Source organism: Streptomyces sp. NPDC005302 (genome assembly GCF_040607345.1).
GTDB lineage: Bacteria > Actinomycetota > Actinomycetes > Streptomycetales > Streptomycetaceae > Streptomyces.
Genome location: NZ_JBEXGN010000004.1, coordinates 170,427 through 196,657 on the forward strand (window position 1 = coordinate 170,427; position 26,231 = coordinate 196,657).

The window sequence follows — 26,231 nt, forward strand, 5'->3', positions numbered from 1 at the left end:
CCCGAGCTGGTCGGACGCCAGTGCGAGAGCGGGGGCCCGGTCCGCGCGGTGCGCGTCACAGGTCGGTCGCAGTCATGCCCCGGTATCGGCCGAACGGGGCGGTCCGACAGTGGCGGCTCGTAGACTCACCTGCGTGGATACGACCCTTCAGGACCCGCTTGTCGGACACGTGCTCGACGGCCGCTACCGCGTCGACGCGCGCATCGCGGTCGGCGGGATGGCCACGGTCTACCGGGCCCTGGACATCCGCCTCGACCGCGTGGTCGCGCTCAAGGTGATGCACCCGGCGCTGGCCGCGGACGGTTCGTTCGTCGACCGTTTCATCCGCGAGGCCAAGTCGGTGGCCCGGCTGGCGCACCCCAACGTGGTGCAGGTCTTCGACCAGGGGACGGACGGGTCGTACGTCTACCTGGCCATGGAGTACATCGCCGGCTGCACCCTGCGCGACGTGCTGCGCGACCGCGGCGCCCTCCAGCCGCGGGCCGCGCTCGACATCCTGGAACCGGTGCTGGCCGCGCTCGGCGCCGCGCACCGCGCCGGGTTCGTGCACCGCGACATGAAGCCGGAGAACGTCCTGATAGGGGACGACGGCCGGGTCAAGGTCGCGGACTTCGGTCTCGTACGCGGTGTGGACACGGTCACGAGCACGACGGGCGCCGTCCTCGGCACCGTCTCCTACCTGGCACCGGAACAGATCGAGCACGGCACCGCCGACCCCCGCGTCGACGTGTACGCCTGCGGGGTCGTCCTCCACGAGATGCTCACCGGCGCCAAGCCGCACACCGGGGACTCCCCCGCCCAGGTCTTCTACCAGCACCTCAACGCGGACGTGCCGCCGCCGTCGGCCCGGGTGCCGGGAATGGCGTACGAGCTGGACGAGCTGGTCACCACCTCCACCGCCCGCAATCCGGAGATGCGGCCCGCCGACGCGGTCGCGCTCCTCGGCCGGGTCCTCGAGGCCCGCGCCGCCCTCACCGCCGACCAGCTCGACGCCGTTCCGCCGGGCGCGCTCGCCGTGGGCCACGACAACGCCCACGACCGTACGAGCGTGATCCCGCGTTCGCTGTCCATGCAGCGCCCGCTGCCGGTGAACGAAGACGACGGCGGCGGCGACGGGGTCAACCGGACCAGCCGGTTCGAGAGCACCGGCTACCTCCAGGCCCCGCCCACCGCGCCGTCGCGTCCTGCGGGCAGGCGTCCGCGGCGGGGCATGCTGTTCGTCGTCGCCGCCCTCGTGCTGGTGCTCGGCGTGGGCGCCGGTGTCTGGTACATCAACTCCGGCCAGTTCACCAAGGTCCCGCCGGTCCTGACGCAGACCGAGCAGCAGGCGAAGGGCCGTCTTCAGGACGCCGGGCTGGACGTCAAGCAGGTCAAGCACGCCTACAGCGACACCGTGAAGCGGGGCCGGGTCATCAGCACCGACCCGGGGGCCGGCGAGCGGATCCGGGACAACGACTCCGTGACGCTGACCGTGTCGGACGGCCCGAGGACGGTGAAGGTGCCCGATCTGACGGGCGTCGCGCTCGGGAAGGCGAAGGCGGAGCTGAAGGACGCCGGGCTCGCCGCGGGCATGGTCACCAGGGAGTTCAGCGACGACGTGTCGCGGGGCTCCGTGATCGGCACGGACCCGGACACGGGTACCTCGCGGCACGCCGGTTCGGCGATCGCGCTGGTGGTCAGCAAGGGCAGCCGGGTGGAGGTCCCCGAGGTCACCGGCTCGTCCGTGGAGGACGCGACGGCGGAGCTGGAGGACGCCGGTCTGAAGGTGAGGACCGCCACGAAGCAGGTCAACTCCGAGTTCGACAAGGGGCAGGTCGCCGAGCAGTCGCCGAAGCCGGGCGGCGAGGCCGCCACCGGCGACACGGTGACGCTGACGGTCTCCAAGGGCCCCGAGATGATCGAGGTCCCCGACGTCGTGGGTGACAGCGTGGACGACGCGACACAGAAGCTGCAGGACGCCGGGTTCGAGGTCGACGAGGACCGCGGCATCCTCGGGCTCTTCGGCGACACGGTCAAGAAGCAGTCGGTGGACGGCGGCGACACGGCGCCCAAGGGCTCGACCATCACGATCCAGATCCGCTGAGCCGGTAGGGCCCCCGGCTCACGGACCGCCGTCGCCGGGGTGCCCGAGGACCGCCCGCGGGGTGGCCGACGGCGCGTGACACCCTGATGGGTGTGACCAGCAAGCAGCTCCGCAACCCCGTCGGCGGCCACGTCCCGGTGGCCGGCGGCCTCAGTTCCGTCGGCCTGTCCTACGCCCGCGACCTCGCGGCCGAGACCGTTCAGGTCTTCGTCGCCAACCCGCGCGGCTGGGCGACCCCCGCCGGGAACCCGAAGCAGGACGAGGAGTTCCGCGCGGCCTGCGCCGCCGAGTCGATCCCGGCCTACGTCCACGCCCCGTACCTGATCAACTTCGGGTCGCACACCGAGGCCACGGTGGAGAGGTCGGTGGAGTCGCTGCGGCACTCACTGCGCCGCGGCCGGGAGATCGGCGCCCTCGGCGTCGTCGTGCACACCGGAAGCGCCACCGGGGGCCGCGAGCGGTCCGTCGCCCTCCGGCAGGTGCGGGCCCACCTGCTGCCGCTGCTCGACGAACTGACCCACGACGACGACCCCTTCCTGCTGCTGGAGTCGACCGCAGGACAGGGCGCCTCCCTCTGCTCGCGGACCTGGGACTTCGGACCGTACTTCGAGGCCCTCGACGCCCACCCCAGGCTCGGCGTCTGCCTGGACACCTGCCACATCTTCGCGGCCGGCCACGACCTGACCGGCCCGAGCGGCATGCACCAGACCCTCGACCTGCTGGTCGACACCGTCGGCGAGGGGCGGCTGAAGCTGATCCACGCCAACGACTCGAAGGACGTCGTCGGCGCGCACAAGGACCGTCACGAGAACATCGGCTCCGGCCATATCGGCGAGGACCCGTTCCGTGCCCTGATGACCCACCCCGCCACCGAGGGGGTCCCGCTGATCATCGAGACGCCCGGCGGCAAGGAGGGGCACGCGGCGGACGTCGAACGGCTGAAGAAGCTGCGCGACAGCTGAGACACACCCGAGGGAATACCCCCGGGGGGTATACGGTTCCTGACAGGTACAGGAACCGCTACCGGACGCCGGGGGCCCTCATGGAGCACGGACCGCACGAGCACGCGCACACAGGAGCGAGCTGGCAGACGGCCGCCCGGGCCACGCTGCACTGCCTCACGGGCTGCGCCATCGGTGAGGTGCTCGGCATGGTCGTCGGCACCGCGTTCGGCTGGGGCAACCTGCCGACCACGGTCCTCGCGATCGTGCTGGCCTTCTTCTTCGGCTACGCGCTCACGCTGCGCGGCATCCTGAAGGCGGGCGTCGCCTTCAGGACGGCGTTCCGGGTGGCGCTGGCCGCGGACACGCTGTCGATCGCGGTGATGGAGCTGATCGACAACGGGGTGATCGTTCTGTGGCCGGCCGCGATGGACGCGGATCTGGCCGACGCCCTGTTCTGGGTGTCGCTGGCCGTCTCCCTGGTGATCGCCTTCGTGGTCACCACGCCCGTGAACAAGTGGATGATCGGCCGCGGCAAGGGCCACGCCGTGGTGCACGCCTACCACTGACGCGCCCGGGAAGGCGGCGCCGGACCTCAGAGTTCGGGGCCGTCCCCGGGCTCCTCCTGGTAGGAGTAGCGCTGCTCGCGCCAGGGGTCGCCGACGTTGTGGTAGCCGCGCTCCTCCCAGAAACCGCGCCGGTCGGCCGTCATGTACTCGATGCCGCGGACCCACTTGGGGCCCTTCCACGCGTACAGCTGCGGGACCACCAGGCGCAGCGGGAATCCGTGTTCCGCCGTCAGCAGTTCGCCGTCCTTGTGGGTGGCGAAGATGGTGCGCTCGGAGGCGAAGTCCGCGAGGCGCAGGTTCGAGCTGAATCCGTACTCGGCCCAGACCATGACGTGCGTGACGGCGGGCGAGGGCGGGGCTATCGCCAGGATCGTGCGGGCGGGGACGCCACCCCATTCGGCCCCGAGCATGCTGAACTTCGTGACGCAGTGCAGGTCGGCGACGACGGAGGCGTACGGGAGGGCGGTGAACTCCTCGTGGCTCCAGCAGCGCTTGTCCCCGTCGGCGGTGGCCCCGAAGACACGGAATTCCCAGCGCTCGGAGCGGAACTTGGGGACCGGGCCGTAGTGGGTGACCGGCCATCCGCGCTGGAGTCGCTGTCCCGGCGGCAGCTCCGACAGTGCCGATTCTCCTGTTTCCCGCTTTGCCGGCTGACCCATGTCTCCATCCTGACAGACCGGGGCCCGTGCCCATGACCAGCGGGTCGCGGATTCGGGCAACTACTACTAAGCGTGCACTTACTGGACGGTTTTCGGTGGCCGGTGCAAAGATGCGGCGCAACCTGCCCAGTCCCCCCGCTTGGAAGGAGCCTCTGCGATGCAGGGCGACCCCGAGGTCATCGAATTCCTCAACGAGCAGCTGACCGGCGAGCTGACGGCGATCAACCAGTACTTCCTGCACGCGAAGATGCAGGAGAACTTCGGCTGGACGAAGCTCGCCAAGTACACGCGGCACGAGTCGTTCGACGAGATGAAGCACGCGGAGGTACTCACCGACCGCATCCTCTTCCTGGACGGCCTGCCGAACTACCAGCGGCTCTTCCACGTGCGGGTGGGGCAGACCGTCACGGAGATGTTCCAGGCCGACCGTCAGGTGGAGGTCGAGGCGATCGACCGGCTGCGGCGCGGGATCGAGGTGATGCGGGCGAAGGGCGACATCACGTCCGCGAACATCTTCGAGTCGATCCTGGAGGACGAGGAGCACCACATCGACTACCTCGACACCCAGCTCGAACTGGTCGAGAAGCTCGGCGAGGCGCTCTACATCGCGCAGCTCATCGAGCAGCCGGAGAGCTAGGGCGGGACGGGGCTACGCGGCCTCGCGCCCGGCGGCGTCGTGCAGGGCGGTCCCCTGCAGGACGCCTTCGTGCTGGGCGGCCTCGGCCGCTCCGCGCATCTCGGCGAGGACCGGCATGCCCTGGTCGGCGAGCTGACGGCGCGGGCAGGAGCCCCTGCCGAGCAGTGCCTGGATCTGGCGGACGCACGACCCGCAGTCCGTGCCCGCCTTGGAGGCGGACGCTATCTGGCGAGGAGTGCAGGCGCCGTCCTCCGCGTGCTTCTTCACCTGCTGCTCGGTGATCCCGAAGCAACTGCAGACGTACACGCGGTTCACCTCCCGCCGAATGGATGGGTCATGCCGTCCCGATAATCGGTGAGGCTAACCTAACCTTACCCGGCACGCCAGAGCCATAAAAGTGGGGTGGGGCGCGGATCGTATGTGATCCGCGCCCCACCCTTCGCGCTGGTAACAGGCACCTCGGGTGCCGGTCTCTTACTGGTCGCGGTACATCTCGGCGACGAGGAAGGCCAGGTCCAGGGACTGGCTGCGGTTCAGGCGGGGATCGCAGGCCGTCTCGTAGCGCTGGTGCAGGTCGTCGACGAAGATCTCGTCGCCGCCGCCCACGCACTCGGTGACGTCGTCACCGGTGAGCTCGACGTGGATGCCGCCCGGGTGCGTGCCGAGACCCTTGTGGACCTCGAAGAAGCCCTTGACCTCGTCGAGCACGTCGTCGAAGCGGCGGGTCTTGTGGCCCGAGGCCGCCTCGAAGGTGTTCCCGTGCATCGGGTCGGTCACCCAGGCCACGGTCGCGCCGGAGGCGGTGACCTTCTCGACCAGCTCGGGCAGCTTGTCGCGGACCTTGTCGGCGCCCATGCGGACGATGAAGGTCAGCCGGCCCGGCTCACGGTCCGGGTCGAGCCGCTCGATGTACTGGAGCGCCTCCTCGGCCGTCGTCGTCGGGCCCAGCTTGATGCCGATGGGGTTGCGGATCTTCGAGGCGAACTCGATGTGCGCGCCGTCCAGCTGACGGGTGCGCTCACCGATCCAGACCATGTGGCCCGACACGTCGTACAGCCGGCCCGTCCGCGAGTCGACGCGGGTCAGCGCCGACTCGTAGTCGAGGAGCAGCGCCTCGTGGGAGGCGTAGAACTCGACGGTCTTGAACTCCTCCGGGTCGGTGCCGCAGGCCCGCATGAAGTTCATCGCGTTGTCGATCTCGCGCGCCAGCTGCTCGTAGCGCTGGCCCGAGGGGGACGACTTCACGAAGTCCTGGTTCCAGGCGTGCACCTGGCGCAGGTCGGCATAGCCGCCGGTGGCGAAGGCACGCACCAGGTTGAGCGTGGAGGCGGACGCGTTGTACATCCGCTTCAGGCGCTCGGGGTCCGGGATGCGGGCCTTCTCGTTGAACTCGAAGCCGTTGACCGAGTCGCCCCGGTACGTCGGCAGCGTCAGTCCGTCACGGGTCTCGGTGCCCTTGGAGCGCGGCTTCGAGTACTGGCCGGCGATCCGGCCGACCTTCACGACCGGCACGGAGGCCGCGTACGTGAGGACGGCGCCCATCTGGAGCAGGGTCTTGAGCTTGTTGCGGATCTGGTCGGCCGACACGGCGTCGAAGGCCTCGGCGCAGTCGCCGCCCTGGAGAAGGAACGCCTCTCCCTTGGCGACGGATGCCAACCGGGCGCGCAGCTGGTCGCACTCGCCTGCGAAGACGAGCGGCGGATACGACTCGAGGTCCGCGATCACATCGCGCAGAGCCTCGGCATCGGGGTACTCGGGCTGCTGCGCCGCGGGCAGGTCTCGCCAGGTGTTGCCAGCGCTCGCGCTGGACTTAGCGTTCACGGTCACGCCGACAACATTACGGGGTCGTGTCGGGCGTCCCTTCACATGCTCATCAATTGAGACGAACCCCGCTCGATCGGCGCGGCTCCGGGCGGCCGCGCGACAGGTCGCGGCGGGCACCCGGAACCGGGCCGGCCCAGGTCCTAGTCGACGTCGAGGCGGTCCCGGTCGATGGAGATCGTCACGCCGCCGTGCGTCTCGGTGGTGTCTCCGACGTACTGGTGGATGCGCTGGTGCTTGGCCCACAGGGTCGAGGGGATCGACGAGTCGGAGGTGGTCGACGTCCCGTTCCAGCGGGCGAAGTGGATCACGTCGGGCAGGGTGACGTCGTTCCGGTGGGCGATCAGGTCGGCGACCAGGGACGAGGTGTTGCCGTACGCGCCCGCGCGGTAGCCCAGCGCGTGCAGGCGCTCGGTGTAGGCGTCGATGTAGCCGAGCACCTGGTCGGTGACCGTTCCGCCGGGCTCGTAGTGCTCCAGGTCGTTGTAGAGCACGGTGCCCTTGCCGAAGCCGAGCGCCGCGGCCTGCGCCGCAGCGTCGTCGGCGGCGGCGGTGCCCTGCGACACCGGGCTGGTGATGGCCGCGCAGCCGCCCCCGCAGCTGCCGCCGTCCGAGGAGGGCTGGCGGCCGACGTAGAGCGGGATGAACCGCCAGCCGCGCGTGTACTGGGTGCGCACCCAGTCGGCGGTGAGGCGCTGCTGGGCGCAGGCGCGGTTGAGGCCGCCGATGTAGACGCCGATGGCGCCGTAGCCGGAGTTGTCGCGCCAGGCGTCCATCGCGGACTGGCTCGGGGCGGTGCAGGCGTCGAAGCCCTCGCCGCGGAAGGAGGTCGCGTCGGCGGGCAGCGCCGCCACGGCGGGCCGTTCGGCGGGGGCACCGGGCGTCGAGGTGACGGGCAGCCCGGCACTGCGCAGGACGTCCTGGATGCGGGTGCGGTCGTAGCCGTAGGCGGCGGTGACGGTGATGCGGTCGGCGGTGGCCCGGTAGGTGCGGGCCGTGGGGTTCTCGGTGACGGCGCGCTCACCGGGCTGGGCCGGCTGGACGAGCAGGGCCTCGGTACGGCCGGTGGCCCGGGCCGGACAGTTCTGGCTGTCTCCGGGGGTGCCGAGGTAGACGGCGTGCCGGTCGAAGCGGACGCAGGCGTCGGGATGTTTCTCCAGGTCCACGATCTGCCAGGAGGCGGGGACGGTGAAGGCGTGGCCGCGGTAGGAGACCTGGGTGACGTCCTCGGAGTCGGTCGGGCGCGGCGCGGACCGCGCGGCACCGAGCGGCCCGGCGGCGAGGGCGGCGGCCGCGAGGAACACGGTCAGGGTGCGGGCGGCGGTCCGGCGGGGCTGTGGCGAGCGGGCAGGGGGCATGACGGGCGCTCCTCGGTCGGTTGTTCTGTCTGGCCATCCATGGCCGGTGACCGGCTTCTCGGAACGCCGCGCGGAAGCGGTTCACGCTGTTGCCCGTTCCGGGCCGTCGGGTAATGTGCGGCGCATGTACGCGCCGACGAACCAGAACTGGTGGTGGACCGCTCATCCGGCGGCCCACTGACTGCGCGTACACACGACGTCGCGAAGGCCGCCCGAGGGCGGCCTTCGGTGTTTGCGGACCCGGGCCGTTCCTCTCCGAGATGCACGATCCGAGAGAAGGACCGCACCCATGAACCTGCACGAGCTGACGGCCGATCCCCGCCCGTTCGCCCTGCTGCGCCGCCGCACCCCGGGCCACGACCACGACGTCGTGGAGCTGCTGCTGGGACCGGTGCACGAGGTGGAGCACCTCGCCGGCCTCCCCGACGAGTGCCTCGCGCTGATCCCGTTCCGGCAGATCCGGGAACGCGGTTTCGACGTCCGCGACGACGGCACCCCGCTCGCCGTCCTGGTCCCCGAGGAGCGGCACGAACTGCCGCTCGGGCAGGTCCTGGAGCAGTTGCCCGCGCACGACGTACAGGTCGAGGGCGGCGGCTTCGACGTCGGCGACGAGGAGTACTCCGGGATCGTCGAGCGGGTGCTGCGCGAGGAGATCGGCAGCGGCGAGGGCGCGAACTTCGTGATCCGGCGGACGTACGAGGGACGGATCCCGGGGTTCGGACGGGCGGACGCGCTGGCGCTGTTCCGCAGGCTGCTGGAGGACGAGCGCGGCGCGTACTGGACGTTCGTCGTGCACACCGGGGAGCGGACGCTGGTCGGGGCGAGCCCGGAGGTGCACGTCCGGATGTCCGGCGGGACGGTGGTGATGAACCCGATCAGCGGGACCTACCGCTACCCGGCCGACGGCCCGACGCCCGAGGACCTGCTCGCCTTCCTCGCCGACGGCAAGGAGATCGAGGAGCTCTCGATGGTCGTCGACGAGGAGCTGAAGATGATGTGCACCGTCGGCGACATGGGCGGGGTGGTGGTCGGGCCGCGGCTCAAGGAGATGGCCCATCTCGCGCACACCGAGTACGAGTTGCGCGGCCGGTCCTCGATGGACGTGCGGGAGGTGCTGCGGGAGACCATGTTCGCGGCGACGGTCACCGGCTCGCCCGTGCAGAACGCGTGCCGGGTCATCGAGCGGCACGAGGTCGGGGGGCGCGGCTACTACGCGGGCGCGCTGGCCCTGCTCGGACGGGACCGGGCGGACGGGCCGGACGGCGCCGCGGGAGCGCAGACACTCGACTCCCCGATCCTCATCCGGACCGCCGACATCGGCGCGGACGGCCGGCTGCGCGTACCGGTCGGCGCCACGCTCGTCCGGGGATCGGACCCGGCCGGCGAGGTGGCCGAGACGCACGCGAAGGCGGCCGGGGTACTGGCGGCGCTGGGGGTGCGGCCCGGTGGCCCGCGTCCCGACGGCGTACGGCCGCGGCTGGGCGACGATCCGCGGGTCCGGGCGTCGCTGGACGGCCGGCGGGCCTCGCTCGCGCCGTTCTGGCTGCGGATGCAGGAGCGGTCCCCGGAACTCGCCGGGCACGCCCTGGTCGTGGACGCCGAGGACACCTTCACGGCGATGCTCGCGCACGTGCTGCGGTCGTCGGGGCTCGACGTGACGGTGCGCCGCTACGACGAGCCGGGGCTGCGGGAGGCCGTCCTCACGCACCGGGGACCGGTCGTCCTCGGCCCCGGTCCCGGTGACCCCTGCGACCTCACGGACCCGAAGATGCGCCTCCTGCGGGCGCTGACCGCCGAGGTGATCCGGGAGCACCGGGACGGCGTCCTCGGGGTCTGCCTCGGGCACGAGCTGATCGCGGCCGAGCTGGGGCTGGAGATCGCCCGCAAGGATGTGCCGTACCAGGGCGCGCAGAGCGTGATCGACCTGTTCGGCCGGGCGGAGACCGTCGGGTTCTACAACAGCTTCACGGCGCGCTGCGACGAGGAGGCGCTGGCGGAGCTGTCGGCGCACGGCGTCGAGGTCAGCCGCGCGGCGAACGGCGAGGTGCACGCGCTGCGCGGTCCGGGGTTCGCCGGGGTGCAGTTCCACCCGGAGTCGGTGCTCAGCCTGAACGGCACGGCGGTCGTCCGGGAGCTGGTCGGTCAGCTGCGGGGCACCAGCACGTTCTCCGAGCGGCGGCCCTCCGTGTAGTCGACGACGTTGCGGACGGTGGCGTCGACGATCTGGCCGACGGCGTCCGCGGTGTAGTACGCCTGGTGCGAGGTGACCAGGACGTTCGGGAAGGTGACCAGGCGGGCCAGGGTGTCGTCCTCGACGGTTTCGAGGGACTTGTCGAGGAAGAAGAGCCCGGCCTCCGCCTCGTACACGTCGAGGCCGACGCCCGTGAAACGGCCCTCGCGCAACTGGGAGACGAGGGCCCGGCTGTCGATGAGGCCGCCGCGGCTGGAGTTCACCAGGATCGCGTCGTCCTTCATCGTGCGCAGGGCGCCGTCGTCGATCAGGTGATGGGTCTGCGGCATCAGCGGGACGTGCAGGGAGATCAGGTCGGACTCGGCGAGGAGGCGCTCCTTGGGGACGTACTCCATGCCGAGTCCGACGCAGGCGGGGTTCTCGGCGATGTCCCAGCCGAGCAGCCTCATGCCGAAGCCGTGGGCGATCCGGGTGAACGCCTCGCCGATCTTCCCGGTGCCGAGCACGCCCGCGGTGCGCCCGTGCATGTCGCGGCCCATCAGCCCGTCGAGCCGGAAGTCGAAGTCGCGGGTGCGGTTGGCGGCGCGCACGACACGGCGGTTGACGGCCATCCCGAGGGTCCAGGCGAACTCGGCGACCGAGTGGGGCGAGTAGGAGGAGACCCGCGCGACGGTCATGCCGAGGCGCTCGGCGACGTCCAGGTCGATGTTGTTGAACCCGGTGGAGCGCTGGGCGACGAACTGGGTGCCGCCGGCGGCCAGGGTCTGCAGGACCTTGTGCCCGAGGCCGCAGTTGACGCTGGTGGTGATGACGTCGTGGCCCGCCGCGATGGGCGCGGTGTCCTCGGTGAGGAAGACGTCGAGGCAGTGGACCTCATGGCGCCCCGCGAAGGCCTTCTCGATCAGGGGCTTCTCGTCGGACTGGACGCCGAACGCCATGATCTCCACCGACTGCTCCCGTTCTGGAGGGTTATGGGCCGGATGCCGAATATACGGCCCATCTCCCCAGGTCGCAGCGGCGAACGGGAGCGCGGTGGAGACCCGGCGCGGGGTCACTGTCAGCCGAAGAAGACGCCGACCTCCTCGTACAGCGTCGGGTCGACGGTCTTCAGACGGGCGGTCGCCTCGGCGATGGGGACGCGGACGATGTCCGTGCCGCGCAGGGCGACCATCTTCCCGAAGTCGCCGTCCCGGACGGCTTCGATGGCGTGCAGCCCGAAGCGGGTGGCGAGCCAGCGGTCGAAGGCGCTGGGTGTCCCGCCGCGCTGGACGTGCCCGAGGACGGTGGTGCGCGCCTCCTTGCCGGTGCGCCGCTCGATCTCCTTGGCCAGCCACTCGCCGACGCCGGAGAGCCGGACGTGCCCGAACGAGTCCAGCGTGCCGTCCTTGAGGACCATGTCGCCGTCCTTGGGCATCGCGCCCTCGGCGACGACGACGATCGGCGCGTACGACGCCTTGAAGCGGGAGGTCACCCAGGCGCAGACCTGCTCGACGTCGAAGCGCTGCTCGGGGATGAGGATGACGTTCGCGCCGCCGGCCAGGCCCGAGTGGATCGCGATCCAGCCCGCGTGGCGACCCATCACCTCGCAGACGAGGACGCGCATGTGCGACTCGGCGGTGGTGTGGAGCCGGTCGATGGCCTCGGTCGCGATGCCGACCGCGGTGTCGAAACCGAAGGTGTAGTCGGTGGCGGACAGGTCGTTGTCTATCGTCTTCGGCACGCCGACGATGTCGATGCCGTACTCGTCGCCGAGCCGCGCGGCGACGCCCAGGGTGTCCTCGCCGCCGATCGCGATGAGCGCGTCGACGTCCTGCTTGACGAGGGTCTCCTTGATCCGGCGGATGCCGTTCTCCTGCTTGAGGGGGTTGGTGCGCGAGGACCCGAGGATGGTGCCGCCGCGCGGCAGGATGCCCCGGACCGCGGGGATGTCCAGCCGGACCGTGTCGTCCTCCAGCGGCCCCCGCCAGCCGTCCCGGAAGCCGACGAAGTCGTAGCCGTACTCCTGTACGCCCTTGCGGACGATGCCCCGGATGACGGCGTTGAGTCCGGGGCAGTCGCCGCCTCCGGTCAGTACTCCGACCCGCATGGAAAGTCCCTTCGCCGAGTGGCTGATGGACTCACGCTAATAGTGACCCACGTCACTCCGGGATGGTGCGGATGGTCAATTCCGTTGCATTGTCGCGTAGTTGATCACTACAGATCACTCGAAGGGGGACCTTGGGTGGTTATCGGGCGGTTTACTCGTCGTCCAGGCCGCGCTCGATGGCGTAGCGGACCAGCTCGACGCGGTTGTGGAGCTGGAGCTTGCCCAGGGTGTTCTGCACGTGGTTCTGGACCGTGCGGTGCGAGATGACCAGACGCTCGGCGATCTGCTTGTAGCTCAGGCCCTTGGCGACCAGCCGCAGCACCTCGGTCTCGCGGTCGGTCAGCTGCGGCGCCCGCGGCTCGTCGGCGCCCGCCGCCGTGACGGGCTCCGAGGCCAGCCGGCGGTACTCGCCGAGGACCAGTCCCGCGAGGCCGGGAGTGAACACCGGGTCCCCTACGGCGGTCCGCCGCACGGCGTCGGTCAGCTCCTCGGTGGACGCGGACTTGAGGAGGTAGCCGGTCGCCCCGGACTTCACCGCCTCCAGCACGTCGGCGTGCTCGCCACTGGCGGACAGGACCAGGACCCGCAGGGCGGGGTCGGCGCCGACCAGCTCCTTGCAGACCTGGACGCCGGGCTTGGCCGGCAGGTTCAGGTCGAGGACGAGGACGTCGGGTGCCGCGGCCAGCGCGCGGCGCACGGCCTGCTCGCCGTCGCCCGCGGTGGCCACCACGTCGAAGCCGGCGGCCTCCAGGTCACGGGCCACGGCGTCCCGCCACATCGGGTGGTCGTCCACCACCATGACCCTGACGGGGCTCTCGCCCGTCCGCCGCTCCTCCGCCGTGCCGTCCGTCATCGCCGTCCCCTCGTGTCCGTCATCGTGTGCTCGCTTTTCCCGTCGAGACCTTCGGTACCTTCAGCTCGACCTCGGTGCCCTGCCCCGGGACCGAGACCAGTTCCGCCGTGCCGCCCAGGTCACGCAGCCGGCCGCGGATCGACAGCGCCACTCCGAGCCGGCCCTCTCCCTCGGCCTGGGCGAGCCGGCCCTCCGGGATGCCGGGGCCGTCGTCGCGCACGGTCACGACGACCTCGTCCGGTTCGTCCTCGACCAGGATCCAGGCGCGGGCGTCCGCACCGACGTGCTTGCGGACGTTGTCCAGGGCGGCGCCGACGGCCGCGGCCAGTTCCCGCGCGGCGGCCGGGGCGAGCGGCACCGGAGCGCCGGGCTCGGAGAAGGTCACGCGCGCGCCGGCGTACGGGGCGAGCAGGGAGCGCAGATCGACGGGGCCGACGGGGTTGTCGTCGTCCGGTTCGTCGACGGCCCGTACGAGCGCGCCGAGCGCCGCGTCCTCCGACACCCGGGAGAGGGGCACCATCCCGCCCGACACCAGCGTGCGCAGCGCGACCTCCTGCTCGCCCGCCATCCGGCCCAGCTCCGCGGCCTCGCCGCCCAGCGTGCTGCCCCGCCGCTGCACCATCGCGAGGACCTGGAGCACGCCGTCGTGGATGTCCCGGGCGAGCCGCTCGCGTTCGCGGGTGGCGGCCTCGATCTCCAGGGCGCGGGCGAGGGTGCGCTCGGAGGCGCGGGCCACCTCGACGACGTAGCCGATGGCGATGGAGGCGACCCAGACGAGGATCACGTTGTGCACGGTGTCGCGGGTGGGGGCGCCGCGCTCGACGAGGTTGGCCGCCGCGACCAGGGTGGAGGCGAACGCCGCCCATCGCCAGCCGCCCTTGATCGCGAACGCCAGGACGGCGCCGGCCGTCCATATCGACGGCAGCGTCGGGCCTCCCCCGTCGATGCGCGAGCCCGCGTCGGCGACCCGGGTGAGCAGGATGCCGGTCAGCGCGACGGTGAGGTCGGCGGCGAGGAACGGCTTGGTGCAGTGGACCGCGCCGGACACCCTGGGCAGGGTGGCCAGGGTCCAGACGAACAGCACGGCGAAGTACGTGACGGCCACCCAGGGGCGGGCGAAGCTGTCGTAGGCGGTGGCGAACAGCCCGACCGCGTAGAACATCGTCAGCACCCGGTACGCGGTCAGGGCACGCCACAGTGGCTGCTCGACCGACATCCTCATGACTCTCTCGCGCTTGGCCATGCCCCCCACCCCACACTGCCGACGTCCTGACGGACGCTCCGCGCGGCCGGACCGTTCCCGTCCACGCCGGTGCGTCTTCCCCACGCCGCTCGGCCGCGGTCACCCGGAGGTCTCCAGGTCGCCGCTCCCCCGCCGGACGTCCTTGCGTCAGACGTCCTTGTGCCCGGTGTCCTTCGCCGAGCTGTCCGGGCTGTCCGCGCCGTCCGCGCTGCCCGCGCCGTCCGCGCTGTCCTTCGCCTCGGTGCCCTCGCCCTCGATGACCGTCAGCTCGGCTCGCCGCTGCTCGGCGGCCCGCAGCTCGGCGGCTTCCGCGGCCGCCTGCTTCTCGGCCTGCGCGAGCGCCGCCTTCTCGGCCTTCTCCTCTTCCTTCTCGGCCTTGGCCGCGTCCGCGATCTGCCGCTTGGCGGCCGTCGCGTAGATGTCGACGTACTCCTGGCCGGAGAGCTTCATGATCTCGTACATGACCTCGTCGGTCACCGCACGGAGCACGAAGCGGTCGTGCTCCATGCCGTTGTACCGGCTGAAGTCCAGCGGCTTGCCGATGCGGATGCCCGGACGCATCAGCTTGGGCATCACCTTCCCCGGCGGCTGGATCTTCTCGGTGTCGATCATGGCGACCGGGATGACGGGAGCGCCGGTGGCGAGCGCCACGCGCGCGAGGCCGCCGGGCTTGCCGCGGTAGAGCCGGCCGTCGGGCGAGCGCGTGCCCTCCGGGTAGATACCGAAGAGCTCGCCGCTCTCGATGACGTCTATCCCGCTCTTGATGGCCGCCTCGCCCGCGCCGCGGGCACCGGAACGGTCCACCGGGAGCTGGCCGACGCCCTTGAAGAAGGCGGCGGTCATCCGCCCCTTGAGGCCGGGCGTCGTGAAGTACTCCGCCTTGGCGATGAAGGTGACCTTGCGGTCGAGGACCGCGGGAAGGAAGAACGAGTCCGAGAACGACAGGTGATTGCTCGCCAGGATGGCGGCACCCTCGGCAGGGATGTTCTCGAGGCCTTCCACCCAGGGCCTGAAGGCGAGCTTCAGTGACCCTCCGATGGAAAACTTCATTGCGCCGTAGATCACCCGAGTGCCTCCTGAGTCGTGGCTCAGACCTTAACCCGGAGCACTGTCAAAGGCCCCGACGACCCTGGTCGGTGTCAGTACCGTCGCGTACGGTGAAGCAGACCTGGAGTCGTTCCCGCCCTTCTCACGAACAGGAGACCGAGGTGCCGGTCCTTCCTGGAGCCGAGCCGTTCCGCCATGAGGGCGGAGAGGTCGGAGTCCTCCTCTGTCACGGTTTCACCGGCTCCCCGCAGTCACTGCGCCCCTGGGCGGAGTACCTGTCCGAGCGCGGCCTCACCGTCGCGCTCCCCCTGCTGCCGGGGCACGGCACCCGCTGGGAGGACATGCAGCTCACCGGCTGGCAGGACTGGTACGCGGAGGTCGACCGCGAGCTGCGCGCCCTGCGCGAGAGGTGCTCGCGGGTCTTCGTGTTCGGGCTCTCCATGGGCGGGGCACTGGCCCTGCGGCTCGCCGCCCGGCACGGCGACGAGATCAGCGGCGTCGTGATCGTCAACCCGCTGAACAAGGTGCACGGCCTCGCGGCGTACGCCCTGCCGGTGATCCGTCACCTCGTCCCCTCCACGAAGGGCATCGCCAGCGACATCGCGAAGGAGGGCTCCGAGGAGCTCGGCTACACGCGCGTGCCGCTGCACGCCGCGCACTCGATGCGGAAGCTGTGCGCCGTCGTCGACGCGGAGCTGCCGCAGGTCACCCAGCCGCTCCTGCTGCTGCACAGCCTCCAGGACCATGTGGTCTCCCCCGCCGACTCGGCGCGCATCCTCGGCCGGGTGTCGTCCACGGACGTGACGGAGTCGGTCCTGGAACAGAGCTACCACGTCGCGACGTTGGACCACGACGCGGACCGGATCTTCGAGGAGAGCTACGCCTTCGTCACCCGGCTCGCTCCCGGAGCGGACAAGGAGTCCGGCCCGGGTCAGGTGGGTCAGCAGGAAGGGACGGCAGCCGGTGGCTGAGCAGGACGCGGACCGCGGCGATTCCGAGGAGAAGGGCGTTCCCGTCGGCGAGCCCCTCGACGGGGCGGTCGGCGAGGGGCTCGGGGAGTCCCGCGCCGAACCGCTGGGAGAGCCGCTCGGTGACACCCGCGCGGAGGCCCCGGGTGACGCGGGCGGGCAGCCGCCGGGCGACGAGCAGGGCGTGCCGTTCGACGAGGAGGCCGCCTGGCAGTCGATCGTCCAGGGATACGGCGAGGAGCCGCCGGACCCGCCCGGCGCGAAGCCGTTCAAGTCCGTGGAGGACCTGGCGCTGCTGGACCCGGAGACCAACGACGGCCCCGAGAGCGGCGGCAGGTCCGGCAAGCGCGCCGGGGACGGCACGGGCGACGGGGACGGGGCCGACGACGCGGCCACGGGTGCGGCTTCCCCGTCGGACGCCTCGACCGGCGAGAAGCCCCCGGCCGCCAAGGCCCTCGGCAGCTCGGTCGCGTTCGCGCCCGGCGTGGGCGGCGTCGCAGGCCCGCGTGACCACACCGCGCCCGAACCGGCGGAGGGCGACTTCGACGAGGACGACGAGGGCCACTTCGTGCCGCCCGAGCCGCCCCCGCTGCCGGCCGCGGACACGACCGCCAAGTTCGCCTGGCTCGGCGTGCTCGGCGGACCCACGCTCATGCTGCTCGCCGTACTGCTCGGCTGGGACATGACCTGGTGGCTCAGCACCCTCGGCATCGGCGGCTTCCTCGGCGGCTTCGCCACCCTGGTGACGCGCATGCAGACCGACGACGACGATCTGGACGACCCGGGGCGCGGGGCGGTGGTGTGAACCCCGCACCGCGCACGACCGGGCGGCGACGCTAGGACGCGGGCACTCTGAGGGCGGCCAGTACGGGCAGATGGTCCGTGGCCGCCCTCAGGTCCGTCTCCGTGATGCCGGGCAGGCCGAGCGGGACGCCGCAGCCCAGGACCTCGACGCCGGGCGTCGCGAAGATCGCGTCGATGCGGCGCTCCGGCCCGGTGCGCGTCCAGGTGTGCTCCGCGCCCCAGGGGCGGGTCGCCCAGCCGTCCTGGAGCGCGCCCGCCATACGGCGGAACGTCGGCCCGTTCGGGCGTTCGTTGAGGTCGCCGCCCGCGACGGCGTACGGGGTACCGAGGTCGGCCAGGCGGTCGAGCAGAAGGCCGCCGTGCGCCTGCCGCTCGTCCTTGTGCAGCGACAGGTGACAGCTCAGCACGCCGAGCCGGGCTCCCCCGAAGCGGACGACCGCCGTGGCGAAGCCGCGCCGGTGCCGGCCGGGCATCCGGGGCAGCAGCACGTCCTCGGTGCGCTCCACGGTGGCCCGCAGGGAACACAGCAGCGCGGGCCCCGAGGTGGTGGCGCCACCGGAGAGCATCACCTGCCCGGAGGCGGCGGCCAGGCGTGCGAGCTTCTTGCGCCACCGGAAGAAGCGCGGCGCCTCCTGGACCAGGACGAGGTCCGGCGCGCAGGCGGTGATCACACGGGCGAGCGCGGCGGTGTCATCCCGCATCGAGCGGATGTTGTAGCTGAGCACCCGGATCACGGCCGAGCCGTCGGGCTCGGTACGGGAGGCGGGCAGCGGACTGGCGGTGGGGCTGGTCGGCATGGCGATCAAGATACGCGCTGAGACCGTGCCGGACGGGCGGAAAGGCGACGCGGGTCCGGGCTCTTTCGGTGCGGGGGGTTTCCCATCGCCCTCGGTCACCCGCAATCGCCCTCGATGGTCCGTGATCGCCCGCGATCGGCGAGGAGGTCCGGCAGCGGCCCGGCCGGAACCGGGAACGACGGAGCCCGCCGGCCCCGTGGGGGCTCGGCGGGCTCCGCTGCACGACACAGGGGCGCGCTACATGATCGGGTCGGGCTCCCGGGCCAGGTCGGCCGCGCCGACCAGGCCCGCCTTGTTGCCCAGCTGGGCGGCGATCACGTCGGCGACCGGGCGCCAGTTGCCACCCACCAGCCAGCGCTTGTACGACTTGCGGATCGGGTCGAGGACCAGTTCGCCCTCGTCCGAGAGGCCGCCGCCGACGATGAAGGCGGACGGGTCGAACAGGGAGGCGAGGTCGGCGAGACCCGCGCCGGCCCAGCGGGCCAGCTCGCGGTAGGAGTCCACCGCCACCGGGTCTCCCTGCCGGGCGGCCATCGAGATGTGCTTGCCCTCGATGCCGTCGGGGCTGCCGTCGCCGAGGCCCAGCAGGACCTCGGCGGCCTCCGGGGTGGCGTTGGCCCGCTGCTTGGCGTAACGCACGAGGGCGCGCCCGGACGCGTACTGCTCCCAGCAGCCCTGCGAACCGCAACCGCACAGCAGACCGTCCGGGACCATCCGGATGTGGCCGAACTCGGCGGCCACACCGAAGTGCCCGCGGCGCAGCTTGTTGCCGATGATGATGCCGCCGCCGAGGCCGGTGCCCAGCGTGATGCAGATGACGTTGCGGTGCCCCTTGCCCGCACCGAACTTGTACTCCCCCCACGCGGCCGCGTTCGCGTCGTTCTCCACGACGACCGGCAGGCCCACGCGCTGCTCGACCTCGGCCTTGAGCGGCTCCTGGCGCCAGTCGATGTTCGGCGCGAAGTACACCGTCGAGCGCTGGCGGTTCACGTATCCGGCGGCACCGATGCCGACGCCGACGATGTCGTGACCGGCACGCGCGCCCTCCACGGCCGAGGCGATGGCGTCCACGATGGCCTGCGGCGTGCTGGGAGTCGGCACCTTGTGCGTCGAGAGGATGTTGCCTTCCTCGTCGACCACACCGGCCGCGATCTTCGTGCCGCCGATATCGACGCCGATGGTGAGTCCCATGAATCCCTCAGTTTCGGTCGAGCCCCGCTACGGGCAACCGTACCCGAGCGACCTTTAGTCCAGGTCGATGTGTTCCCCTGGACCGGGCTCCTCGTCGCCGGTTCCGGTGCCCCGGGTGGTCCAGCGGCGCTCCTGCGTCTCGACGGCCGACCGGTAGGCGGCGAGCAGTTCGGAGCCCGCGGCGGCGAGATGGTCGAACACGTCCGGGTTGCGCTCCATCACCGGTTCGACGGCGGCCCTGGCCTGCTGGACGACCTGGTTGACCATCTGCTGGGCGGTGCCGGAGGCAACCGCGCCGAACAGCGGCGACTGGATCCCGGAGAGCTTGTCGGTGACGGCGTCGACGAGCTTGCGCAGTTCCTCGGCGGCGGAGCCGGGGGGCGGGCCGTGCTGGGTGCGGCGGCGGGCCTTCTCCTCCGCGAGATCCTCGGCGCACGCCGTCGCCCAGGCGTCGGCGTCCGACGCGTGCGCCTCGTCCACGCGCACGTCGTCGGCCGTCTCCTCCTGAGCGGCGTCGGATGGGGGGCGCTCTTCGCTCATGGCGGACTCCTGCCTACGTGTTCGTGCCTTCGACGTTACCCGAACGGCGGTACGGCGTTCACCGTCCCGACGGCCCCGATCGGGACCGGGGCAGCTCCTTCGCACGTGCTTCGGCCACGTCGCCGGCCCCGTCCCCGCTCAGGTCCCGCGCGGCCACAGGCCGGGGTCCGGCGCGAAGCGGATGCGCAGCTCGCCCTCGCGCAGGGCCGCGCCCGCCACGGTGCACCGGCGCAGCGCGGACGGCAGCGGCACGATCCGGCGGAACGGGCCGACGGTGACGACGAGTTCGTCGCCGCGCCGGATGAGGTCGAGTTCGTCGCGTATCGCGCCGGGCAGCGGGATGTTCCAGACGAGGACGCCGTCGTCGGCGAGCCGGTCGGTGACGGGCCACTCGACGGGGGTGGGCGCGGTGTTGACGGCCGGTACGGGCATCGCCGCGAGGTCGTGGGGGCCGCGCGGGTCGTGGCCGGTGTGCGGGACCTCGTGGAGGTCGTACGCGTCCTGCCACTCGTCCAGGGCCTTGCGCTGCTGGGCGGCGAGGGCCGCGAGCCAGGTGTCGTTGGTGGCGCCCGGCAGCACCCGGTTCGCCACCAGGGTCTCGACGGGCAGGCCGCGCAGGGCGAGGGCGGTGGCCGCGGTGCGCACGGCGTCGGCACCGGCCGGTCCCGGCTCGGCGACCAGCCGTACGGTCGTGGCGCGGTCCTCGACGACGGCCTGTACGGCGGCCAGCTCGACATCCCAGCGGGCGGCCGTCTCGTACAGCCACTCGGCGGGCATCGGCACGCCCGCGAGCCGGCCGAGGACGGGGCGCAGGGCGCGGGCGGCCTGGCGCTCGGGCGGGAGCAGACGGCGCAGGTAGCGGCGGAGTTCCTCGGGCAGGGAGAGGAGCGCGAGGGCCTGCGGGGCGGGTGGCAGGTCCACGACGAGGAGGTCGTACGCGTCGGACAGCGCGGCGTCGCGCAGGGCCCTGAGCAGGGCGAGTTCCTCGGCGCCGGGCAGCGGCGTGACCTCCTCGGCGTCCAGGCGGGAGGCACCGAGGAGGTCGAGGGCGGTGGCGGCGCGCTGCTGGAACGCGGTGAGGTCGTCGCGGAAGCGGGCGGCGGCGTCGGGTCGCCAGGCGGTGAGGCCGGGGGCGGCCTCGACGGGGTCCGGGCCGGTGGGGACGCCGAGAACGGCACCGAGGGTGTCGGTGCGGTCGGCGGTGAGCACCAGGGTGCGGGTGCCCTCGCGGGCCGCCTTCAGCGCGGTGGCCGCGGCGACGGTGGTACGGCCGGTGCCGCCCTGGCCGGTGATCAAGATGGTGCGCATGGGGGTGAACGCTACCGGTACCGGGTGGTGGGTACGGCTCCCGTCCGGAGGCGGGTGCGCCTCCCGTCCGGCCGCCGCTGATGTCTCAGTCCCTCCGGCGTTCGAGGAGCGGTGTCCGGGGCGGCGCCCCGGGTACGGGACGGGAAGGGGCGGAGGGGGCGAGGAAGTGCTGTGGCCCTGACGGGCGGGGTGCTCCCGGGCTCGCCAGGGTGGAGCGTGGTCCGGGAGAGCAAGGCCCCCGCGGGGGCTAGGCCGTCTCTTCGACGCGCTTCTTCAGGCCGGCCAGCGCACGGTCGATGATGACCTTCTCGGCCTTGCGCTTGATCATCCCGAGCATCGGGATCTTGACGTCGACGGTGAGCCGGTACGTCACCTCGGTCGCCCCGGCACCGACGGGCGCGAGCAGGTACGAGCCGTCGAGCGAGCGCAGCATCTGGGACTTGACCAGGGTCCAGGAGACCTCGTGGTCCCCGGTCCAGGTGTATCCGAGGGTCTGGTCGTCCTTGATGGCGCCGGCGTCCATGACGAGGCGGACCTGTTCGGCGCGGCCCCGCTCGTCCGTCCCGAGCACCTCGGCCTCCTTCACCTCGCCCGTCCAGTCCGGGTAGCGGGCGAAGTCGGCGATCACCGCCATGACCTCCTCCGGTGCCGCCTCGATCGTGATGCTCGAACTGGTGTGTTCCGCCATCGCGGTGGCTCCTCCAGATGCGGTCCGGTGAGGGAGGGTGGTGCGCACGTCTGTGCAGCGTGAAGGCTACCGCGCACAGCCACGGCCGCTGTCACCCCGCCCGGCGTTCACCACCGCCCGCGGCTCACCACTCCAGCACCCAGGGCCGGCCCGACCCCGCGAAGTGCCCCACATTCACGCATTCCGTCGCCCCGACGCGCATCCGGCGGGCGAGGGGCTGATGGACGTGGCCGAAGAGCGCGTAACGGGGGCGCGTGCGCCGGATCGCGTCGAGCAGGGCACGGGAGCCCCTCTCGAAGCGGCGCGCCACGGTGTCGTACACCAGTTCCGGAACCTCCGGCGGGATGTGCGTGCAGAGCACGTCGACCTCGCCGACCGCCTCGATCTTGGCCGCGTACTCCTCGTCGCTGATCTCGTACGGGGTGCGCATCGGTGTCCGCAGTCCGCCGCCGACGAAGCCGAACACCCGGCCGCCGATCTCCACCCGCTCGCCGTCGAGGACGGTGGTACCGGGTCCGGCGTACTCCGGCCACAGGTTCGGCATGTCGACATTGCCGTAGGTAGCGTACGTCGGAATGGGGAACGCGGCGAACATCTCGGCGTACTGCTTGCGTACGGCCTTCTCGATGGCGGCGGCCCGCTCGGTGCCGATGCCGGCCCACAGCCGGGCGCCGAACGCGCGGGCCTCCTCGAAGCGGCGGGCGGTGCGCAGCTCGACGATGCGGTCGGCGTTCCGCACGCCGAAGAGCTCGGGGAAGATGCCACGGGAGTGGTCCGCGTAGTCCAGGAAGAGGACCAGGTCACCGAGGCAGACGAGGGCGTCCGCGCCGTCGCCCGCCCGGGCCAGGTCCCGGACGTTGCCGTGCACGTCACTGACCACATGAACGCGCGTCCTCGGGTTTCCGACCGGTGTGGGTGCCATGACGATCAAGCGTAGGCGTGTGCGGCAAACGTGAACAGAGGCGGCCGGACCTGCGATTACTGGCTGGCCGGGAAAGGCGTGGACTACTCTGCGCCAAGGAACGCCAACACGTGTGACGCATGGAACATCTCGCTCGACCCCCCTGTCGAAGAAGCCATACCGACGGGTAACGTCCGGCCAGTCCAGTCGTACTCAGGATTTCAACCAGTGATCTTCCGAGTACCTGCCCGAGCCTTGGACCGCACCGTCGCATCACACAGAGTCGTGGCGTCGGCGCCCTATGAGGAGCAGCAGTCTTGCGCGAGTTCAGCCTTCCGGCTTTGTACGAGGTCCCTGCGGACGGAAATCTCACCGACATCGTCCGTAGAAACGCCGCGCAGCATCCCGACGTCGCCGTCATCGCGCGCAAGGTCGGCGGCACATGGACGGACGTGAGCGCCACGACCTTCCTCGCCGAGGTGCGCGCCGCGGCCAAGGGCATGATCGCCTCCGGCGTCCAGCCCGGGGACCGGGTCGCCCTGATGTCCCGCACCCGCTACGAGTGGACGCTGCTCGACTTCGCGATCTGGAGCGCCGGCGCGGTCACCGTGCCGGTGTACGAGACCAGCTCCGCCGAGCAGGTGCAGTGGATCCTGGGCGACTCGGGCGCGACCGCCTGCATCGTGGAGCTGGCCACGCACGCGGCCACCGTCGAGTCGGTGCGCGACCACCTGCCCGCCCTCAAGCACGTCTGGCAGATCGAGGCCGGCGGCGTCGAGGAGCTGGGGCGCCTCGGCCACGACGTCAGCGACGCGGCCGTCGAGGAGCGCAGCTCGCTCGCCAAGGCGGACGACCCGGCGACCATCGTCTACACGTCCGGGACGACGGGCCGCCCCAAGGGCTGTGTCCTCACCCACCGCGCCTTCTTCGCCGAGTGCGGCAACATCGTGGAGCGGCTGCGCCCCCTGTTCCGTACGGGCGAGTGCTCCGTGCTGCTCTTCCTCCCGCTCGCCCACGTCTTCGGACGGCTCGTGCAGGTCGCGCCGATGATGGCGCCGATCAAGCTGGGCTGCGTCCCGGACATCAAGAACCTCACGGACGAGCTGGCCTCCTTCCGGCCGACGCTGATCCTCGGTGTGCCGCGCGTCTTCGAGAAGGTCTACAACTCGGCGCGCGCCAAGGCCCAGGCCGACGGCAAGGGCAAGATCTTCGACAAGGCCGCGGACACGGCCATCGCGTACAGCCGGGCGCTGGACACCCCCTCGGGCCCGTCGCTCGGCCTGAAGATCAAGTACAAGACCTTCGACAAGCTCGTCTACAGCAAGCTGCGCGCGGTCCTCGGCGGGCGCGGCGAGTACGCGATCTCGGGCGGGGCCCCGCTCGGCGAGCGGCTCGGCCACTTCTTCCGCGGCATCGGCTTCACGGTCCTGGAGGGCTACGGCCTCACCGAGTCCTGCGCGGCCACCGCCTTCAACCCGTGGGACCGCACGAAGATCGGCACGGTCGGCCAGCCGCTGCCCGGCTCCGTCATCCGGATCGCCGACGACGGCGAGGTCCTGCTGCACGGTGAGCACCTGTTCAAGGAGTACTGGAACAACGAGGCCGCGACCGCCGAGGCGCTGGCCGACGGCTGGTTCCACACCGGTGACATCGGCACCCTCGACGAGGACGGCTACCTCAGCATCACCGGCCGCAAGAAGGAGATCATCGTCACCGCCGGCGGCAAGAACGTCGCCCCGGCCGTGATCGAGGACCGCATCCGCGCGCACGCGCTGGTCGCCGAGTGCATGGTGGTCGGCGACGGGCGTCCGTTCGTGGGCGCGCTCGTCACCGTCGACGACGAGTTCCTGGTCCGCTGGGCCGAGGAGCACGGGAAGCCCGTCAGCTCGACCGCGGCGTCGCTGCGTGAGGACCCGGACCTGCTCGCCGCCATCCAGGACGCGATCGACGACGGCAACGCGGCGGTCTCCAAGGCCGAGTCGGTCCGCAAGTTCCGCATCCTGGCGCACCAGTTCACCGAGGAGTCGGGGCACCTGACGCCGTCGCTGAAGCTGAAGCGGAACGTCGTTGCGAAGGATTACGCGAGCGAGATCGAGGCGCTCTATCGGGGCTGATGCCCGAGCGCCGGGGTTGCGGCCGGGGCCCGTTCCCGGCGGCGCCGCGAGGGCGGCTGTCCGCCGGGATCCGCCGTAGGGGCGGAGGTCCCTCCCGGACGAACGGCCCGTCGTGGTCGCTCGCGCAGTTCCCCGCGCCCCCAAAGGGGGGCCGCTCCTCGGAGCGGCCCCCCTTTGGCGTCAGATGGCGTCAGACCTTCGGCGTCAGAGAAGTTCCCTCAGCCGCTCCGCCAGCAGGTCCCAGCGCCACTTCTCCTCCACCCAGGCGCGGCCCCGCTCCCCCATCCTGCGGCGGAGTTCGGGATCGCCGAGCAGGGTGGTGACGCGGTCGGCGGTCTCCTCGGCCGAGCCGCCGTGGACGACCCAGCCCGTCTCGCCGTCGAGGACGGCGTCGGGCGCGCCGCCGGAGTCGCCGGCCACCACCGGCAGGCCCGTCGCCGACGCCTCCAGGTACACGATGCCGAGCCCCTCGACGTCGAGGCCGCCGCGTCGCGTCCGGCACGGCATCGCGAAGACGTCGCCGGCGCCGTAGTGCGCGGGCAGCTCCGACCAGGGCACCGCACCGGTGAACCGGACCGACTCCGCCACCCCGGTGTCGCGGACGAGGGCGCGCAGGTCCTTCTCGTAGGGCCCGCCGCCGACGACCAGCAGCACCGCGTCCGGGTGCTTGGCCAGGACACGGGGCATCGCGCGGACGAGGGTGTCCTGGCCCTTGCGCGGGACGAGGCGGGAGACGCAGACGACGACAGGCCGGTCGGTGAGGCCGAGCCGGGCGCGGACCCCGGCGCCGCCGGAACCCGGATGGAAGGTCCCCTCGTCGACGCCGGGCGGCAGCTGGACCATGCGGGCCGCGGCCTCGGGCGTCAGCGCGGCGGCGATGCGCGAGCGCGTGTACTCGCCGAGGTAGGTGATCGTGTCGGTGGACTCGCCGATGCGGCGCAGCAGGGTGCGGGCGGCGGGCAGCTGGGCCCAGCCGGCCTCGTGGCCGTGCGTGGTCGCCACGATGCGTCGCGCGCCCGCCCTGCGCAGCGCGGGTGCCATCAGCCCGAGCGGGGCGGCCGCCCCGAACCACACCGACGTACAGCCGTGTTCGCGCAGCAGGCCGACCGCGCGGCGGGTGGCGCCCGGGGTCGGGAGCAGCATCGTGGTGCGGTCCCGTACGACGGTGAAGGGCTGCTCGGCGTCGAACGCCGCGGTCGCCTCGGCACCCTCGTGGCCGCGCTTCCACGTGGAGGCGTAGACGACGAGTTGTTCGGGGTCCAGGCGCAGCGCCATGTTGTGCAGGAAGGCCTGGATGCCGCCCGGACGGGGCGGGAAGTCGTTCGTCACGATCAGGGTCTTGTGCATCGTGTTCGACACTATCGAACCTATACTCACAGGTCGGCACGGCCGCGCTTGACGGCTCGCACACAGGCCGGCGCGTCACCCTGAC

At 71.8% G+C, this 26,231-nt stretch carries 25 protein-coding genes; 9 read left to right on the top strand and 16 right to left on the bottom strand.

Annotated elements, in window-relative coordinates; genetic code table 11:
* Positions 1-133: 133 nt before the first annotated feature.
* The 3 genes from pknB to ABZT74_RS07490 all read left to right on the top strand — a co-directional run bounded on the left by pknB (position 134) and on the right by ABZT74_RS07490 (position 3,593).
* On the top strand, positions 134-2,083 hold the full coding sequence (pknB, locus tag ABZT74_RS07480) for a Stk1 family PASTA domain-containing Ser/Thr kinase (RefSeq protein ID WP_356433709.1): 1,950 nt from the start codon (positions 134-136) through the stop codon (positions 2,081-2,083).
* A gap of 92 nt (positions 2,084-2,175) precedes the next feature.
* Entirely contained in the window at positions 2,176-3,045 is an 870-nt protein-coding gene (locus tag ABZT74_RS07485) for a deoxyribonuclease IV (RefSeq protein WP_356165658.1), read from the top strand.
* Between the two features lie 80 nt (positions 3,046-3,125).
* The gene (locus ABZT74_RS07490) at positions 3,126-3,593 is read left to right on the top strand and encodes a DUF4396 domain-containing protein (protein WP_356165660.1); all 468 of its coding nucleotides are present in this window, start codon (positions 3,126-3,128) and stop codon (positions 3,591-3,593) included.
* Positions 3,594-3,619: 26 nt separating this feature from the next.
* Here ABZT74_RS07490 and ABZT74_RS07495 read toward each other — a convergent pair whose 3' ends face one another.
* Positions 3,620-4,252, bottom strand: a complete 633-nt coding sequence (locus ABZT74_RS07495) for a sulfite oxidase-like oxidoreductase (protein WP_356433710.1) — start codon at positions 4,250-4,252, stop codon at positions 3,620-3,622.
* A 157-nt stretch (positions 4,253-4,409) separates the two neighbouring features.
* On the opposite strand from ABZT74_RS07495, the gene bfr reads away from it, so the two are divergent.
* Complete coding sequence (gene bfr, locus ABZT74_RS07500; RefSeq protein ID WP_081216766.1) at positions 4,410-4,889, top strand: bacterioferritin; 480 nt, start codon at positions 4,410-4,412, stop codon at positions 4,887-4,889.
* A 12-nt stretch (positions 4,890-4,901) separates the two neighbouring features.
* On the opposite strand, the gene ABZT74_RS07505 is transcribed toward bfr, so the two are convergent.
* The 3 genes from ABZT74_RS07505 to ABZT74_RS07515 all read right to left on the bottom strand — a co-directional run bounded on the left by ABZT74_RS07505 (position 4,902) and on the right by ABZT74_RS07515 (position 8,068).
* The gene (locus ABZT74_RS07505) at positions 4,902-5,204 is read right to left on the bottom strand and encodes a (2Fe-2S)-binding protein (protein ID WP_355870655.1); all 303 of its coding nucleotides are present in this window, start codon (positions 5,202-5,204) and stop codon (positions 4,902-4,904) included.
* A 159-nt stretch (positions 5,205-5,363) separates the two neighbouring features.
* Entirely contained in the window at positions 5,364-6,716 is a 1,353-nt protein-coding gene (locus tag ABZT74_RS07510; protein ID WP_355870652.1) for a class II 3-deoxy-7-phosphoheptulonate synthase, read from the bottom strand.
* Between the two features lie 137 nt (positions 6,717-6,853).
* Entirely contained in the window at positions 6,854-8,068 is a 1,215-nt protein-coding gene (locus tag ABZT74_RS07515) for a glycoside hydrolase domain-containing protein (RefSeq protein WP_356433711.1), read from the bottom strand.
* Positions 8,069-8,192: 124 nt separating this feature from the next.
* Between ABZT74_RS07515 and ABZT74_RS07520 the strand changes: the two genes are divergently transcribed.
* Both ABZT74_RS07520 and ABZT74_RS07525 read left to right on the top strand, forming a co-directional pair.
* Positions 8,193-8,249, top strand: a complete 57-nt coding sequence (locus ABZT74_RS07520; protein WP_205382378.1) for a trp operon leader peptide — start codon at positions 8,193-8,195, stop codon at positions 8,247-8,249.
* A gap of 108 nt (positions 8,250-8,357) precedes the next feature.
* Positions 8,358-10,259 (top strand): anthranilate synthase family protein, encoded by a 1,902-nt coding sequence (locus ABZT74_RS07525; protein ID WP_356433712.1) that lies wholly within the window; start codon positions 8,358-8,360, stop codon positions 10,257-10,259.
* On the opposite strand, the gene ABZT74_RS07530 is transcribed toward ABZT74_RS07525, so the two are convergent.
* From ABZT74_RS07530 to ABZT74_RS07550, 5 genes are all read right to left on the bottom strand, one after another.
* On the bottom strand, positions 10,211-11,206 hold the full coding sequence (locus tag ABZT74_RS07530; protein ID WP_356433713.1) for a 2-hydroxyacid dehydrogenase: 996 nt from the start codon (positions 11,204-11,206) through the stop codon (positions 10,211-10,213). The two genes, ABZT74_RS07525 and ABZT74_RS07530, sit on opposite strands and share 49 nt — an antisense overlap.
* A 110-nt stretch (positions 11,207-11,316) precedes the next feature.
* Positions 11,317-12,345, bottom strand: coding sequence for a 6-phosphofructokinase (locus ABZT74_RS07535; protein WP_355870640.1), 1,029 nt, complete (start codon positions 12,343-12,345; stop codon positions 11,317-11,319).
* A gap of 151 nt (positions 12,346-12,496) precedes the next feature.
* A complete protein-coding gene (locus tag ABZT74_RS07540; protein WP_356165674.1) occupies positions 12,497-13,198 on the bottom strand; it encodes a response regulator transcription factor in 702 nt (233 codons plus the stop codon).
* A 19-nt stretch (positions 13,199-13,217) separates the two neighbouring features.
* Entirely contained in the window at positions 13,218-14,441 is a 1,224-nt protein-coding gene (locus ABZT74_RS07545) for a DUF5931 domain-containing protein (protein WP_356433714.1), read from the bottom strand.
* Between the two features lie 147 nt (positions 14,442-14,588).
* Positions 14,589-15,491 (bottom strand): lysophospholipid acyltransferase family protein, encoded by a 903-nt coding sequence (locus tag ABZT74_RS07550; RefSeq protein ID WP_356433715.1) that lies wholly within the window; start codon positions 15,489-15,491, stop codon positions 14,589-14,591.
* Positions 15,492-15,649: 158 nt separating this feature from the next.
* Here ABZT74_RS07550 and ABZT74_RS07555 point away from each other — a divergent pair, with 158 nt between their 5' ends.
* Both ABZT74_RS07555 and ABZT74_RS07560 read left to right on the top strand, forming a co-directional pair.
* Complete coding sequence (locus ABZT74_RS07555) at positions 15,650-16,459, top strand: alpha/beta fold hydrolase (protein ID WP_355870629.1); 810 nt, start codon at positions 15,650-15,652, stop codon at positions 16,457-16,459.
* Between the two features lie 181 nt (positions 16,460-16,640).
* Positions 16,641-17,261: a hypothetical protein gene (locus ABZT74_RS07560; RefSeq protein WP_356433823.1), complete on the top strand. Its 621-nt coding sequence runs from the start codon at positions 16,641-16,643 to the stop codon at positions 17,259-17,261.
* Between the two features lie 31 nt (positions 17,262-17,292).
* On the opposite strand, the gene ABZT74_RS07565 is transcribed toward ABZT74_RS07560, so the two are convergent.
* The 6 genes from ABZT74_RS07565 to ABZT74_RS07590 all read right to left on the bottom strand — a co-directional run bounded on the left by ABZT74_RS07565 (position 17,293) and on the right by ABZT74_RS07590 (position 22,664).
* On the bottom strand, positions 17,293-18,057 hold the full coding sequence (locus ABZT74_RS07565) for an endonuclease/exonuclease/phosphatase family protein (protein ID WP_356165684.1): 765 nt from the start codon (positions 18,055-18,057) through the stop codon (positions 17,293-17,295).
* A gap of 237 nt (positions 18,058-18,294) precedes the next feature.
* Positions 18,295-19,248, bottom strand: coding sequence for an ROK family glucokinase (locus tag ABZT74_RS07570; RefSeq protein ID WP_081216777.1), 954 nt, complete (start codon positions 19,246-19,248; stop codon positions 18,295-18,297).
* A 54-nt stretch (positions 19,249-19,302) separates the two neighbouring features.
* Positions 19,303-19,788: a DUF5304 domain-containing protein gene (locus ABZT74_RS07575; RefSeq protein ID WP_356165687.1), complete on the bottom strand. Its 486-nt coding sequence runs from the start codon at positions 19,786-19,788 to the stop codon at positions 19,303-19,305.
* A gap of 138 nt (positions 19,789-19,926) precedes the next feature.
* Positions 19,927-21,096, bottom strand: a complete 1,170-nt coding sequence (locus ABZT74_RS07580; protein ID WP_356433716.1) for an ArsA-related P-loop ATPase — start codon at positions 21,094-21,096, stop codon at positions 19,927-19,929.
* A gap of 247 nt (positions 21,097-21,343) precedes the next feature.
* Complete coding sequence (locus ABZT74_RS07585; protein ID WP_355870613.1) at positions 21,344-21,784, bottom strand: SRPBCC family protein; 441 nt, start codon at positions 21,782-21,784, stop codon at positions 21,344-21,346.
* Between the two features lie 124 nt (positions 21,785-21,908).
* A complete protein-coding gene (locus ABZT74_RS07590; protein WP_355870735.1) occupies positions 21,909-22,664 on the bottom strand; it encodes a metallophosphoesterase in 756 nt (251 codons plus the stop codon).
* A 338-nt stretch (positions 22,665-23,002) separates the two neighbouring features.
* Here ABZT74_RS07590 and ABZT74_RS07595 point away from each other — a divergent pair, with 338 nt between their 5' ends.
* Positions 23,003-24,799, top strand: a complete 1,797-nt coding sequence (locus tag ABZT74_RS07595) for an AMP-dependent synthetase/ligase (RefSeq protein ID WP_355870610.1) — start codon at positions 23,003-23,005, stop codon at positions 24,797-24,799.
* A 204-nt stretch (positions 24,800-25,003) separates the two neighbouring features.
* On the opposite strand, the gene ABZT74_RS07600 is transcribed toward ABZT74_RS07595, so the two are convergent.
* On the bottom strand, positions 25,004-26,146 hold the full coding sequence (locus ABZT74_RS07600) for a glycosyltransferase family 4 protein (protein WP_356165693.1): 1,143 nt from the start codon (positions 26,144-26,146) through the stop codon (positions 25,004-25,006).
* Positions 26,147-26,231 lie beyond the last annotated feature (85 nt).

Excerpts from the sequence above, each read along its gene's own strand:
- ABZT74_RS07490 (WP_356165660.1), top strand. The coding sequence starts at position 3,126 with ATGGAGCACGGACCGCACGAGCACGCGCACACAGGAGCGAGCTGGCAG.
- ABZT74_RS07495 (WP_356433710.1), bottom strand. The coding sequence starts at position 4,252 with ATGGGTCAGCCGGCAAAGCGGGAAACAGGAGAATCGGCACTGTCGGAG.
- bfr (WP_081216766.1), top strand. The coding sequence starts at position 4,410 with ATGCAGGGCGACCCCGAGGTCATCGAATTCCTCAACGAGCAGCTGACC.
- ABZT74_RS07515 (WP_356433711.1), bottom strand. The coding sequence starts at position 8,068 with ATGCCCCCTGCCCGCTCGCCACAGCCCCGCCGGACCGCCGCCCGCACC.
- ABZT74_RS07525 (WP_356433712.1), top strand. The coding sequence starts at position 8,358 with ATGAACCTGCACGAGCTGACGGCCGATCCCCGCCCGTTCGCCCTGCTG.
- ABZT74_RS07535 (WP_355870640.1), bottom strand. The coding sequence starts at position 12,345 with ATGCGGGTCGGAGTACTGACCGGAGGCGGCGACTGCCCCGGACTCAAC.
- ABZT74_RS07540 (WP_356165674.1), bottom strand. The coding sequence starts at position 13,198 with ATGACGGACGGCACGGCGGAGGAGCGGCGGACGGGCGAGAGCCCCGTC.
- ABZT74_RS07545 (WP_356433714.1), bottom strand. The coding sequence starts at position 14,441 with ATGGCCAAGCGCGAGAGAGTCATGAGGATGTCGGTCGAGCAGCCACTG.
- ABZT74_RS07550 (WP_356433715.1), bottom strand. The coding sequence starts at position 15,491 with ATGAAGTTTTCCATCGGAGGGTCACTGAAGCTCGCCTTCAGGCCCTGG.
- ABZT74_RS07565 (WP_356165684.1), bottom strand. The coding sequence starts at position 18,057 with ATGCCGACCAGCCCCACCGCCAGTCCGCTGCCCGCCTCCCGTACCGAG.
- ABZT74_RS07570 (WP_081216777.1), bottom strand. The coding sequence starts at position 19,248 with ATGGGACTCACCATCGGCGTCGATATCGGCGGCACGAAGATCGCGGCC.
- ABZT74_RS07575 (WP_356165687.1), bottom strand. The coding sequence starts at position 19,788 with ATGAGCGAAGAGCGCCCCCCATCCGACGCCGCTCAGGAGGAGACGGCC.
- ABZT74_RS07580 (WP_356433716.1), bottom strand. The coding sequence starts at position 21,096 with ATGCGCACCATCTTGATCACCGGCCAGGGCGGCACCGGCCGTACCACC.
- ABZT74_RS07585 (WP_355870613.1), bottom strand. The coding sequence starts at position 21,784 with ATGGCGGAACACACCAGTTCGAGCATCACGATCGAGGCGGCACCGGAG.
- ABZT74_RS07600 (WP_356165693.1), bottom strand. The coding sequence starts at position 26,146 with ATGCACAAGACCCTGATCGTGACGAACGACTTCCCGCCCCGTCCGGGC.